Genomic DNA, 11,522 nt, shown 5'->3' on the forward strand with positions numbered 1-11,522 from the left:
GGACGGCTACCAGTGAGCCGGGTGGGTGAGCGACGGCGGCAGCTTGGTGCCGGCGTCGCCCTTCGCCGACTGGAGCTGGGACTGGATGAGGAAGATGCTCCCGGTGAGGTCGGCGCCCGACAGGTCGGCGTCCCTGAGGTCCGCTCCGATGAGGTCGGCGCCTCGGCGGTCCTTCTTGCCGCGCCGGACCCCTGCCCGCACCAGCTCGCTCGTGCGCAGCAGCAGGGCGTTGACCTCCTGCCGGTGCGCGGCCACGTCCAGCTCCACGAGCGTGCCCGGATCACCGTGGGTGAGGCGTTCGGTGCGGTCGAACGCCAGGCGCAGCTCGCCGTGGATCGGGCGGGCGGGCTCCAGCGTCAGCGCCTCGTCCAGATACCACAGCAGCTCGTGGAGGTGCCGCATGATCGTGAACACCTCGAACATCCGCTTGGCGGTTCGCGGGGCCCGCCGCCAGTCCTGCCCGCCGAAGGTGACCTGGGCGACCTTCTGCCCGGCGCCGAAGCAGTCGTAGACGGTGCACCCCGGAAAGCCCCGCCGCCGGAGGTCGGTGTGGATGCCGCAGCGGAAGTCCGCCGCCAGGTTGGGACAGGGCCGCCCGGCGGCCTTGTCGATCGCGAAGTCCGCCGAGGGCGAGAAGGCCGGCGCGACACAGCACAGGGCGAAACAGCGCTCACAGTCTGCTCGCAGGTCGAGGCGGCCTCCGCCGGCCACGGCTTCCGCGTGCTCGCGTTCGTCGGACAATGCGCGTGGTCTCCTGGTGGTCGAGAGCGTTGCTTCCCGGCGTTCTCAACGCTGATCACTCGGGGTGGAGCTCACCGGCGACTCCTGGTCGGTGAAGCGTACCGCCCGGCCCGGCCGTGGAGTTCGCGGCCCAAGATCTGAACCCCCGGCCTCGGTCGTCTGTCAGGCGGGCGGCGCAGCAGGGAGGTTCAGAGCTCCAGCTCGGCCCGGGACTCCGCGATCGGCCGTACGTCCGCGTAGGCCCTGGCGGCGACCTGGCCAGGAGCCGGGCAGCCACTCAGCCGGGCGGCGATCTCGGTCGCCCGGTCGAAGCTCTCACAGTCCACGATCCAGTAGCCGGCCAGGACCTCCTGGGTCTCGGCGTAGGGGCCGTCCGTCACGACCGGGACACCGCTCTGTGACCCGAGCCTCCTGGTGTGGACCGGAGCGGCCAGAGCCCGCGTCTCGACGAGCTCGCCGGACTCCTCCAGGTCCTTGTTGAACGCCTCCATGAACGCGCCCATGGCGGCGAAGTCCTCCGGAGACCAGGCCGGGGCGCCGGTGTCCTTCCCCGCCATGCCGTCGTAGTCCTGCTGCGATCCGTAAGTCAAGATCATGTACTTCACGATGTCTCCTCTCTGCCGGCACCCGTCCGGTGCCTCTCACCAGAGACGTCGAGACTACGGTCCCATCTCCGGACATCCACCCGCGAAAACGTCATGATTTCCTCAAACGGGAGGGCCAGAGGAGACGGGCGCCCCCGGCTGCGCCTCTGGGAATCGCGAACGGGACTGACGCGTCGGCCGCCGCGCTTCGGGCGCACTCCGGAAACCGAGAATTGATCCCGCGTGCCAAGCTCGGCGCTCACGGGTGGGCGATGACGGCGTACCTCTCGTCGTGGATCGGGCGGCCCCACAGGACCGGATCGGTGAGCCGCTCGACGCGGCAGCGCGCGGCGATCGGCCGTAGCGCCCGCAGGAGGCGCTCGGCTCCGACCCCGCCCATCCAGGGCAGCGCCGTGGACCCAACATAGGCGGACCGTTCGCCGGAGTCGGGCGAACCGGCTTCGGGCCCGCCTTCGGGGGAGCCGGTGTCGGGAGGGGCGGCCCAGCGTCCCTCGATGAGGACCAAGCGCCCGCCTGGGCGCAGCTGACCGGCCCAGCGGCGCAGGGCATCCTCGGGGTCGGGCAGGGTCCACAGCAGATGACGCGAGAGGATCACGTCGAACGATGTCCCGGCCTGCGCCGGAGGGTCGCCCGCGTCGCCCACCATCACCGCCACCTCGAAGCCGGCCGTGGTGAGCTTGCGCCTGGCCTGCTCGACCATGAGCGGCGACAGATCGACCCCGACCGGCCGGTGCCCCCGCTCGGCGAGCAGCAGGGTCAGGGAACCGGTGCCGCAGCCGAGGTCGAGAACGTCGGACGGGGATGGGGGCATCCACGAACCCAGCCGTTCGGCCCAGGCGGCCCTGACAAGAGGATCACGAAGGCCGTGGTCGGCCTCCTCGTCGAAGGAGGGCGCGGCGGCATCCCAGAAGGACGCGATCGACCCGGGGTTCGCTTCTGGCATCCACGAATCATGCCGGCCGGCACCGACAAGAACGCCGGTACCGGTAGGTGACGCCGGTGACGAGCGTGCCCAGCGTGACGCGGCTGGTGAGGGCGGCGGCGTAGGCACGCGGGACCTGGTGGGCCGGAAAGGGATCGCGGCGGAATCTCACCGCGAGAACAGCACCCCGGCGAAGCGCCCGGCGATGCCGAACAGCGCGACGTCGGCCATGCTCGGCGGTGAACGACGGACCTCAGTCCAGACGAGGCCGCAGAGCGCACCTCGCGTTCAGGTCATGCTGCGAGAAATTTTACCGAACCCCCGGCGAACTCCCGGCACGCGGGCCCCTGTACTCAGCGGCCGGTACGCGGGAGGTCCAAGTCCTCGTTGGCCGGTATGAGGTCCCGTATCGATATCGGCCACCATGTGGGAGGCCTTAGCGGGCTCCGAGCCTTACGGGCGGCGGCGGGGTCCGCCGGGGGCCCGCGTGGATCGTCAGCGGAGGTCGACCCCGCCTGCCGCTAGACTACGTAGCACGGTGATGGATCCCGCCGGGGCGGTGCCGCCGCGTGTACGGCCGCCGCCCGAACTGCCTCCTGGCTGATGGTTCCTGACGACACGTCAGGCATTGCCGTGAAAGGGAGGCAGCTGATGAGACCTTTGGTCGTCCATGGTCATGCGGCCGGCCGCCACAGACCTGATCGGTCGTACGATCGCGACCTGCTCCACGCTCGCGCCGATCGGCCAGGACCCGCTATCCGTACCGTCCGCCCCGTTCCGCGTACGTGCGTGCCGGCGCGGTGCGGGGGCGAGTCTCCGTACGTGCGTGTGTGCCGGCGCTGTGCGCGGGCGAAAGCGGCTTCGATCATGGAAGGGAGTGGCGGGTGACAGCGCGTCCGTCTGAGTATCCATTCGATCCAGGTCCCCCGAGCGGGGGTGACCTGCCGATCGGCTCGGATGTCGACGTCGCCGACGAGCGAGGGCATCCGGAGCGGAACGTGTTCGACGCCCATCCCGGGAGACGCCGGGGAGGGGCTCCGGGAGCGCTCCTGGTGATCGCTCTGGGGGGCGGGCTCGGCAGCGTCGCCCGCTATCTGGTGAGTCAGGCGATCCCGGCCCCCGCCGGGCGGTTCCCGTGGGCGACGTTTCTGATCAACATGACGGGCTGCTTCGCGCTGGGCCTGCTGATGGTGTTCGTCCTGAACGTGTGGCCGCCCCGCCGCTACCTGCGGTCTTTCCTCGGGATCGGCTTCCTCGGGGGTTACACGACGTTCTCCACGTTCACCACCGAGATCCTCCAGCTGGCCCGCGACGGGAGGTGGACCGTGGCCGGCTCGTACGCGGTGGGCAGCGCGCTGGCCGGGCTGGTCGCGGTCTGGTGCGGGCTGGCGCTGGCGCGTGGCCTGGCCGGCATCCCGGTACGGCGCTCTCGCGATGACAGGAGTTCCCGATGAGACTGCATGGCCAGGCCGTCCGCCTGACGATCTTCGTTGGCGAGACGGACCAATATCGGCATCGGCCGCTGTCCACCGAGATCGTGCACCGTGCCCACAAGCACGGCCTGGCGGGGGCCAGCGTGTTCCGCGGGGTCGAGGGCTTCGGCGCCTCCTCGCTGATCCACACCACCCGGTTGCTGTCGCTCAGCCAGGACCTGCCGGTGGCGATCGTCATCGTGGACGCCGAGGAGAAGGTCACAGGCTTCATGGCCGAGTTGGACGCGCTCGTCACGGAAGGCCTGGTGATCATGGAACCGGTGGAGGTCTACCGCTACATCGGCAGGAAGGCAGAGAGCGGGGCCGGTGAATGACGGTCCTGCTCGTCTTCGCCGGTGGAGTCCTCGGCGCGCCGGCCCGGTACCTCCTCGACCGTTTCATCCAGAAGCGCCACGACACGGTCTTTCCCTGGGGCACCCTCACCGTCAACCTCGTCGGCTCGCTCGTCCTCGGGTTCCTCATCGGGCTGGGCACCAGGATCGCCATGCCCCAGGAGATCCCGATCTTCGTCGGCACCGGGATCTGCGGGGCGCTCACCACCTTCAGCACCTTCGGCTTCGAGACGACGCGCCTGCTCGAAGAGGGTTCGATCGTCGAGGCCGGGCTCAACGCCCTGGGCAGCCTCGTCCTCGGCGTCCTGGCCGCCGTCGCCGGCTACGCGCTCGCCGTGCTCGCCTGACCGGCGGCCCGGCCGCCCACCGGCCGGCTCGTCCGCGATCGTACGGTTCATCAGGGCTGAACCGACCGGCGAAACCGGTGCTCGAACCAGGACCGCCTCGCGCCGCTCGCCTAGACTTGGTCCTGCCGGGAGCGACCTCGAAAGCCAGGGGCCACGTCGACCTCGATGCCAGGGCCGGCGGCACGCCCGGGCGGGGCACGCTCCGGTGAATCGGCCTGACGGGGGATCTCGCTGGTGAGTACCGGCAGAGCGGCTGAGCGCCCACCGATGACCGGCCGCACGGGAAGCGGCGGCGAGGACGCCGAGCGGTGCCACGGCTGCTGAGGGAACGACCACGCCCGCAACGGGTGCGAGCGCACCAGTATGCGCCGTGGTTCGCGGTCGGAGCGGTGTGCGTCGGCGCGTTCATGGGACAACTGGACGCGAGCATCGTCACGCTGATCTTCCCCGCGCTCCAGCGGCGGTTCGATGCCCCGCTGGCGGCGGTGCAGTGGGTGGCAGTGGCCTACCTGCTCGCGCTGGTCGCCCTGCTGATCGCGGCGGGACGGCTGGCCGATGTCGCGGGGCGCAAGCTGATCTATCTGTATGGCTTCGTCGTGTTCACCGGGGCGTCCGTGGCCTGCGGGTTCGCGCCGTCACTGGCCGCGCTCGTGGCCTGCCGGGTGGTCCAGGCGGCGGGCGCGGCGATGTTGCAGGCCAACAGCGTGGCGCTGGTGGTGACCAGCGTACGGCGGGAGCGCGCGCGGGCCGCGCTCGGGATGCAGGCGGCCGCCCAGTCGCTGGGGCTGGCCCTCGGGCCGACGGCGGGCGGGTTCCTGGTCGGCTCGGCCGACTGGCGGTGGGTGTTCTGGATCAACGCGCCGGTCGGCCTGGTGGCCATCGTCGCCGGACGATACCTGCTGCCCCGCACCCGCGAGCACAGCCGGCCCGGCGCGTTCGACTGGGGTGGGCTGCTCCTGCTCGGAACGGCCACGACCGGCCTGCTCCTGGCCGCCTCTGGGGCGTCCGGCCTCGGGCTGCCGGTCTTCCCGATCGTGGCACTGCTGTCCGTCGCCCTGGCATCCGCCGCGGGTCTGCGGGCCTGGGAACGGAGGGCGTCGTCACCGCTGCTCGACGTCACCGTGCTGCGCTCCGGGGTGGTGGCGGGGCTCGCCGGAGCCCTGTGCGCCTATCTCGTCCTGTTCGGTCCGCTGGTGCTGTTCTCGCAGGTGCTCGTCGCGAGCGGCCTGCGTGAGCCGCACGCCGGCCTGGTGCTCAGCGCGCTGCCGGCCGGATTCGCGTTCTCCGCGCTCACGGCCGACCATCTGGCACCGCGCCGGTGGGGGAACCGGGCTCGATGTGTGACGGGCGCCCTGGTCGCTTTGGGCGCGACCGCGCTGCTCGCGATCACCCCCACCGCTCCCGGCCCGCTCGCCTGCTTCCTCGCGCTGCTCGGCCTGGGCCTTGGGCTGTTCGTCCCGGCCAACAACGCCGCCGTCATGGCCGCCGTACCGGCCAGGACGTCGGCGACCGCCGGAGGCATGATCAACATGGCGCGTGGCATCGGCACCGCTCTGGGTGTCGCCGGCGTCACCCTCGCCCTCTACCTCGCGGGAGGGCCGGGGACAGCCGGGGCGCGGCTGGCCTTGGGCATGCTCGGCGCGGCGGCCCTGGTCGCCGCGCTCACCGCCACCCCGGCGTGCGCCAGGGTCGCCGAGGTGAGCGGCCGTCGTCCTCGACCCGACCCCTGACGGAGACGTGCGGAGTCAAAGAGCCGCATCGCCGGGGGAAACATGCCGTACCTGTTCGGGTGTCTCGTGGGGCATGCGACCGTCTGTCTCGATACTGGGGCTCATGATCGTCTATCGCCAGGAGGCGTGCGGTGAGTAGTCGAATGTCGTGGTTCGGGCCGGTCGTAGCGGCGTCGGTAGTGGCTTCTTGTGTGGTCTCCGGCTCCATCGCCGCTACTCCGGCGTTCGCGGACACCGCTTCCTACAGTTGCGTGACCGCGACCATCGCGCCGCTGTACTCCGACAGCGTGGTGGGGTCGGAGTGCAAGGGCAAGGGGGACGGCATCGCGGGAACGCTGGCCATCTCCAAGAACGTGACCGTCACGCAGTCGCCCCCTGTTCTTCTCGGGCCGAAGAACTACAGGTGCCGGTTCATCTCGCCGATACCCGGTGCCCAGGTCATCGGCCTCGGATGCGTCGAGTCGGGCTCCACGCCGAAGTCGACGCCGAAGTCGACGCCGAAACCGACACCGAAACCGACACCGAAGCCGACACCGAAGCCGACACCGAAACCGACACCGAAACCGACACCGAAGCCGACACCGGCGACCGGGGGCGCCGTGCGGTAGGCGGCACGGTGACGGTCAGCCGTCCTCCCTCCGGCCGGTGACCCGCCGCTGGACCCGCAGGAGGTACTCCTCGCGGTGCAGCGGGTCGTGGTCCGACCTCGGCCGGGACGGGGGCGTGCCGCGCACCGGCTCGTAGTGGTCGAAGGCGCACTCCAGCACGCCCTCGCCCCGGGTCAGCCCCGGCAGCCACTGCTCCAGCTCGTGCACGGAAGCGGCCGGGATCTCGCCGTCGATCAGGCACGTCGCATCGCGGGTCGCCGGTGTCCGCGGAACGGCGCGCAGCCGCACCAGGAAGGGCAGCACCGATCCGAACGTGTCGGCCGGGATCTCCAGGCTGAGACGGTGCATGGGCTCGTGCACCGTCGTGCCGGCCCGCTTGAGCGCGTCGACCACGACCAGCGGCGTGAGGCCGCGGAAGTCCGCGCCGGTGCTCGACATGCTCTTGTCGAAGGTGGCGTGGGCGTGGCTCTGCCGTGGCGCGTAGCCCGAGTGCGTCATGGTGACCGTGCAGTCGATGACCTGCCATCCGTACAGCCCCTGGCTCAGCGTTTCGTGCACGGTCTCCTGGATGGCTTTGAGGAACGCGAACGGCAGCGACCCGAGCTCGACCTCCAGCCGGAACCGGACGCCGCTGCCGGCCGGAGCCGGGTCGACGCGCAGCCCGACGGTCGCGAGAAAGGGATTCGGCTCCTTGCCCATGATCTCGACGGCGGCACCGGTGCCGGCCGGCCGTTCGACGCAGATGGTCGTCGTCTCGCGGAACATGACGCGCACCCCGTAGTCGTTCGCCAGCGTCGCCTGGATGACCTCCTTCTGGACCTCGCCGTAGAGCGAGACGGAGATCTCCTGCCGGACGTCGTCCTGCCGCAGGTTGATCAGCGGGTCCTGCTCGGCGAGCTGGGCGAGCGCCGCGTGCAGCGCGCCCTTGTCGGCGGGGCGGGGGACGACGACCGTTTCGAGCGTCGGCGGGGCGAAGTAGCGGCGCGCCGAGGTCGGTCGCGGCACGCCGATCGTGTCGCCGATCCGCACCTCGCCGAGACCCCAGAGCAGGCCGATCTGCCCCGCGGAGACCGCCTGGCGCCGGAGGGACGAGCCGCGGTCGAAGACGCTGATCGCGGTGACCTTCCCCTCCTCGTCCTGGCGGAACCGCAGCCGGTCGCGCACCCGGATGGTCCCCGAGAACATGCGCACGTACGCGATCTTCTCCCCGGCCGGTCCGCGTTCGACCTTGAACACGGTGCCCGAGACCGGGCCGCCGGCGTCGCCTTCGGCGGCGGGCAGCAGCTCGCTGATGCCGCTCATCAGCGCGTCCACGCCCGCCCCCGTGATCGCCGAGCCGAAGTACACCGGATGCACCAGGGCGCGCCTGGCCTGCGCCTCCAGCTCCTCCCTGAGCCGCTCGAAGGACACCGGTTTCTCGTCGTCGAGATAGGCGGCCAGGAAAGCGTCGTCGTGGTCGGCGAGCAACTCGCCCAGCCTGGCCGTGAAGCCGGCGTCGTCCGCGCCGAAGGGCGTGAAAGCGGGACCGCGCGTGCCGAGGCCGCCGGCCGCTCCCATCGGGATGATCGACGACGTCAGCCTCTCGGAGACCTCCCGCAGGACCCGTTCGCCGTCGGCGCCACTGCGGTCGATCTTGTTCACGAAGACGAGCGTCGGAGTGCCCAGCCGGCGCAGCGTCCGCATCAGCACGCGGGTCTGCGCCTGCACGCCCTCCACGGCCGAGACGACCAGCACGGCGCCGTCGAGCACGTCGAGCACCCGTTCCACCTCGGCGATGAAATCCGGGTGGCCGGGCGTGTCGATCAGGTTGACGGCGACGTCGCCGACGACGAACGACACGACGGCGGACTTGATCGTGATGCCGCGTTCGCGTTCGAGCGCCAGGGAGTCGGTCTGGGTGCTGCCGTCGTCGACGCTGCCGATCTCGTCGATCACGCCGGCGGCGTACAGCAGCCGCTCGGTCAGGCTGGTCTTACCGGCGTCTACGTGTGCCAGAATCCCCAAGTTCAAAGTGCGCACTGAACGTCGTGTCCTCTAGGTAGATGGAAACTTCCTTTCTGTTGGACACAGACGTCTCACGCATTTCGTTCTCCCTGGTTGATCGATGCTGTGAGCCAGTGCAGCAGACGGCGACCACGGAGAGCAACCGCTTTATCGGTTCACCCGGCCAGGCGCCGGATCTTGAGCGTGTTGTCCGTGCGGGTGGTCGGCCGCCCTTCGGGGTCGTTCTGGATCCGTTCGTGCTCGTCGGTGAGCAGCACCTCCCACTCCCCGTCCCGCAGGTCGAGGGATTCGAGGACCTCCTCCGGCGTGGGGAAGTGCGTGTCGGGATCGTGGCCGTGCTCCCAGGCGGGGAACCCCGCGTGCCCGACGACGAGCAGGACCCCGCCCGGCGCGATGGCCGAGGCCGCGGTACGCAGGATCTTCTCCCGCGGCAGGTCGCCATGGGAGTGCAGGAAATGGGCGGAGACGAGGTCGAAGACCCCGGCGGGGAAGGACGACGCGAGGTCGTGCCGTTGCCAGTCGACGCGTCCCGCGGCGTCGGCGTCGGCCTCGGCCGCGTGCCGGGCCGCGCGGTCGAGGGCGACCTGGGAGATGTCGACGGCGGTGACGTGCCATCCCCGCTGGGCCAGCCAGATCGCGTCGGCTCCCTCGCCGCACCCGAGGTCCAGGGCTCTGCCCGGCTCCATGCCGGTGACCTCGCGGACCAGCACGGTGTTGGGGTTCCCGCTCCAGATCTGGTCGCTCTGGCTGTAGCGGTCGTCCCAGAACTCCGCTTCAGAGGTGAAGTCGGTCATGTGTGCGTTCTCCTTGGTGTCCTCGGGGTGGGCAGGGGTCGAGGCGTGTTCGCTCGTGCGCGGTGCCTCCGTTCACGGGAGATGATCCGCCCACGTCCGCACAGATGACAAACCTTCTTGCCGAATCGGCGGACGAGCCATGAGACGTGTGCTCAGGCGGGCGAGGGCGAGCATCAGGTCGACGAGGCCTTCCTTGCTGTGCACGTAGCGGTACAGCGCCATCGGCGAGTAGGGCCCGAGGCGGGCGGCCACCGCCTTCATGGTGAGCGCGGACGGCCCGGCCTCGTCGGCGAGGGCGATCGCGGCGGCCACGATCTCCCCCCGTCCGAGGGCGCGCTGCCGTGGCGGCGGGGGTGGCTGGTTCCAGACCAGCGGAACCGGATTCTCGATGGACTTTCCCACACCACGAAGTTGCCGGTTCGTCCGGGAGGTGGTGCGCCACTGCGCGGGCAGGGTGCGCTACTGGCAGTGCGACAACGAGCCCAGCAACACCGGCCTGCTGTGGGCGGGCACCGCGCCCGGGTACGTCACGCAGCTCCAGGTCATGTACGGGGCGGTCAAGGAGGCCGACCCGGCCGCCGCGGTGGTGCTCGGCGGCTGCGGGTACGACGTCTTCAGCGGCGCCGGCGACAGCGAGCCGCGGCGGTTCTTCGACCACCTGGTCTCCGCCGGCCGCGACGCGTTCGACCTGTTCGACGTCCACCTCTACGGAGACCCCGCCACGGCGGCCGACTGCGTCGAGACGGCCCGGCGGATGATGCGGGCCCACGGCTACGCCAAGCCGGTGGTGGCCGGCGAGTACGCCGGCCCGGTGCCGTTCGACATCCCCGAGGTCGAGGCGGTCATGCGGGAGACGCCCGCCGTCGAGATCGGCGACGGGGTGCTCCGGTTTCCGGTGTCCCTCACGCCCGTCTTCGTCACCGAGGAGACGCCCGGGCGGCCGTCCTGAACGCGCCGGGCCGCCGGAACGGAACGGGGAGCGCCCGGGAACGCGAAGGGAGTGCCGGAGGAGACGCGTACGTCCCCTCCGGCACTCCCGGGCCGTGCCGCTACGAGGCGTAGACCTCGAACTCCGACAGCTGGCCGGCGGGCCAGCCGCTGTTGGCGGTGAAGGTCAGGCGCAGGTGCCGCCTGCTGGTCGCCGGGAAGGTGATGGTGGCCGTGTTGCCGGTGGCCGGGTTGAAGGTGTACGTCGCCGAGCCGACGACGTTGGTGAAGGTCGTCCCGTCGGTGCTGCCGAGGACGGTGAGCGTCTGCGTGCGGGTGGCCCAGTCGGTGGCCGGGGGCAGCTTGAGGACGACGCGACCGACGGTGACGGCGGAGCCGAGGTCGACGGTGATCGACTGCGGGAAGGCGTTGTTGGCCGACTCCCAGTAGGTGCTCGCGTTGCCGTCCACGGCGTTGCCCGAGCCGTACACCTGCGAGTGGCTGGTCTCGGTGGTCGGCCTGCCCTGCGCGAGGTTGGTGGCCGGAGCGGTGCCGCCGGTGCCGGTGAGGGCGACGGTCAGCGGGCCGTTCGGGTCGTTGCTGGCCACGCTCAGAGTGCCCGTGCGGGTGCCCGTCGCGGTGGGGGTGAAGGTGACGTTGACCGTGCAGGACGCGCCGGCGGCCAGCGTGGCGCCGCAGGTCTTGGTCTGGGCGTAGTCACCGGTCGTGGCGACCGTGCCGAGCGTCGCCTGCCCGGTGCCGTTGTTGGTGACCGTCACGGCCTGCGCCGGGCTGGTGCTGCCGACGGTCCTGGCGGCGAACGTCAGGTCGGCCGGGGAGGCCGCCAGGGACACGGTCGGCGCCGGGCCGCCGCCGCCCGGGAAGATCTGGAACTCCGCGACCTGTGCCGCGGGCCAGCCGGAGTTGGCGGTGAAGTTCAGCCGGACCTGCCGCGCGCTGGACGTGGTCAGGGGGATGGTGACGGTGTTGCCGGTCGCCGAGGACTTCGAGCGCCGGGT

The 11,522-nt window shown here is 71.0% G+C and carries 14 protein-coding genes and 1 riboswitch; of the genes, 6 read left to right on the plus strand and 8 right to left on the minus strand.

Features of this window, described 5'->3' with window-relative positions; all coding sequences use genetic code 11:
* Positions 1-6: 6 nt before the first annotated feature.
* The 3 genes from AB0B89_RS19300 to AB0B89_RS19310 form a co-directional block, all read right to left on the minus strand.
* Positions 7-741 carry a pentapeptide repeat-containing protein gene (locus tag AB0B89_RS19300; RefSeq protein ID WP_358554255.1) on the minus strand — a complete coding sequence of 245 codons (735 nt, stop codon included), beginning with the start codon at positions 739-741 and terminating at the stop codon, positions 7-9.
* Between the two features lie 188 nt (positions 742-929).
* Positions 930-1,337, minus strand: a complete 408-nt coding sequence (locus AB0B89_RS19305) for a YciI family protein (RefSeq protein WP_358554293.1) — start codon at positions 1,335-1,337, stop codon at positions 930-932.
* Between the two features lie 247 nt (positions 1,338-1,584).
* Positions 1,585-2,289, minus strand: coding sequence for a class I SAM-dependent methyltransferase (locus tag AB0B89_RS19310; RefSeq protein WP_358554258.1), 705 nt, complete (start codon positions 2,287-2,289; stop codon positions 1,585-1,587).
* 507 nt (positions 2,290-2,796) lie between these two features.
* Positions 2,797-2,888: riboswitch (Fluoride riboswitch) on the plus strand.
* A 264-nt stretch (positions 2,889-3,152) separates the two neighbouring features.
* Between AB0B89_RS19310 and crcB (AB0B89_RS19315) the strand changes: the two genes are divergently transcribed.
* The 4 genes from crcB (AB0B89_RS19315) (at position 3,153) to AB0B89_RS19330 (ending at position 6,170) form a co-directional block, all read left to right on the plus strand.
* Complete coding sequence (gene crcB, locus AB0B89_RS19315) at positions 3,153-3,722, plus strand: fluoride efflux transporter CrcB (protein WP_358554261.1); 570 nt, start codon at positions 3,153-3,155, stop codon at positions 3,720-3,722.
* Positions 3,719-4,075: a DUF190 domain-containing protein gene (locus AB0B89_RS19320; RefSeq protein WP_358554264.1), complete on the plus strand. Its 357-nt coding sequence runs from the start codon at positions 3,719-3,721 to the stop codon at positions 4,073-4,075. Before crcB (AB0B89_RS19315) ends, AB0B89_RS19320 begins: the two co-directional genes overlap by 4 nt.
* Complete coding sequence (crcB, locus tag AB0B89_RS19325) at positions 4,072-4,440, plus strand: fluoride efflux transporter CrcB (RefSeq protein ID WP_358554267.1); 369 nt, start codon at positions 4,072-4,074, stop codon at positions 4,438-4,440. Before AB0B89_RS19320 ends, crcB (AB0B89_RS19325) begins: the two co-directional genes overlap by 4 nt.
* Before the next feature lie 308 nt (positions 4,441-4,748).
* Complete coding sequence (locus AB0B89_RS19330; protein ID WP_358554270.1) at positions 4,749-6,170, plus strand: MFS transporter; 1,422 nt, start codon at positions 4,749-4,751, stop codon at positions 6,168-6,170.
* Positions 6,171-6,411: 241 nt separating this feature from the next.
* Here AB0B89_RS19330 and AB0B89_RS19335 read toward each other — a convergent pair whose 3' ends face one another.
* A complete protein-coding gene (locus AB0B89_RS19335) occupies positions 6,412-6,534 on the minus strand; it encodes a hypothetical protein (RefSeq protein ID WP_358554273.1) in 123 nt (40 codons plus the stop codon).
* Positions 6,535-6,621: 87 nt separating this feature from the next.
* Between AB0B89_RS19335 and AB0B89_RS19340 the strand changes: the two genes are divergently transcribed.
* On the plus strand, positions 6,622-6,819 hold the full coding sequence (locus tag AB0B89_RS19340; RefSeq protein WP_358554276.1) for a hypothetical protein: 198 nt from the start codon (positions 6,622-6,624) through the stop codon (positions 6,817-6,819).
* Here the strand turns inward: AB0B89_RS19340 and AB0B89_RS19345 are convergent.
* From AB0B89_RS19345 to AB0B89_RS19355, 3 genes are all read right to left on the minus strand, one after another.
* Positions 6,794-8,782: a translation factor GTPase family protein gene (locus tag AB0B89_RS19345; RefSeq protein WP_358554279.1), complete on the minus strand. Its 1,989-nt coding sequence runs from the start codon at positions 8,780-8,782 to the stop codon at positions 6,794-6,796. The two genes, AB0B89_RS19340 and AB0B89_RS19345, sit on opposite strands and share 26 nt — an antisense overlap.
* Before the next feature lie 155 nt (positions 8,783-8,937).
* Positions 8,938-9,576: a class I SAM-dependent methyltransferase gene (locus AB0B89_RS19350; protein WP_358554281.1), complete on the minus strand. Its 639-nt coding sequence runs from the start codon at positions 9,574-9,576 to the stop codon at positions 8,938-8,940.
* Positions 9,577-9,648: 72 nt separating this feature from the next.
* A complete protein-coding gene (locus tag AB0B89_RS19355) occupies positions 9,649-9,978 on the minus strand; it encodes a TetR family transcriptional regulator (protein ID WP_358554284.1) in 330 nt (109 codons plus the stop codon).
* Between AB0B89_RS19355 and AB0B89_RS19360 the strand changes: the two genes are divergently transcribed.
* Positions 9,965-10,525, plus strand: coding sequence for a hypothetical protein (locus AB0B89_RS19360; RefSeq protein ID WP_358554287.1), 561 nt, complete (start codon positions 9,965-9,967; stop codon positions 10,523-10,525). The genes AB0B89_RS19355 and AB0B89_RS19360 overlap by 14 nt on opposite strands.
* Before the next feature lie 100 nt (positions 10,526-10,625).
* On the opposite strand, the gene AB0B89_RS19365 is transcribed toward AB0B89_RS19360, so the two are convergent.
* Positions 10,626-11,522: discoidin domain-containing protein (locus AB0B89_RS19365; RefSeq protein ID WP_358554290.1), on the minus strand; the 897-nt coding region annotated here is incomplete at its 5' end.

The sequence above is a fragment of the Sphaerisporangium sp. NPDC049002 genome, from assembly GCF_040649355.1.
Lineage (GTDB): Bacteria > Actinomycetota > Actinomycetes > Streptosporangiales > Streptosporangiaceae > Sphaerisporangium.

Excerpts from the sequence above, each read along its gene's own strand:
- AB0B89_RS19320 (WP_358554264.1), top strand. The coding sequence starts at position 3,719 with ATGAGACTGCATGGCCAGGCCGTCCGCCTGACGATCTTCGTTGGCGAG.
- crcB (WP_358554267.1), top strand. The coding sequence starts at position 4,072 with ATGACGGTCCTGCTCGTCTTCGCCGGTGGAGTCCTCGGCGCGCCGGCC.
- AB0B89_RS19305 (WP_358554293.1), bottom strand. The coding sequence starts at position 1,337 with ATGATCTTGACTTACGGATCGCAGCAGGACTACGACGGCATGGCGGGG.
- AB0B89_RS19310 (WP_358554258.1), bottom strand. The coding sequence starts at position 2,289 with ATGCCAGAAGCGAACCCCGGGTCGATCGCGTCCTTCTGGGATGCCGCC.
- AB0B89_RS19340 (WP_358554276.1), top strand. The coding sequence starts at position 6,622 with ATGCGTCGAGTCGGGCTCCACGCCGAAGTCGACGCCGAAGTCGACGCC.
- AB0B89_RS19350 (WP_358554281.1), bottom strand. The coding sequence starts at position 9,576 with ATGACCGACTTCACCTCTGAAGCGGAGTTCTGGGACGACCGCTACAGC.
- AB0B89_RS19360 (WP_358554287.1), top strand. The coding sequence starts at position 9,965 with ATGGACTTTCCCACACCACGAAGTTGCCGGTTCGTCCGGGAGGTGGTG.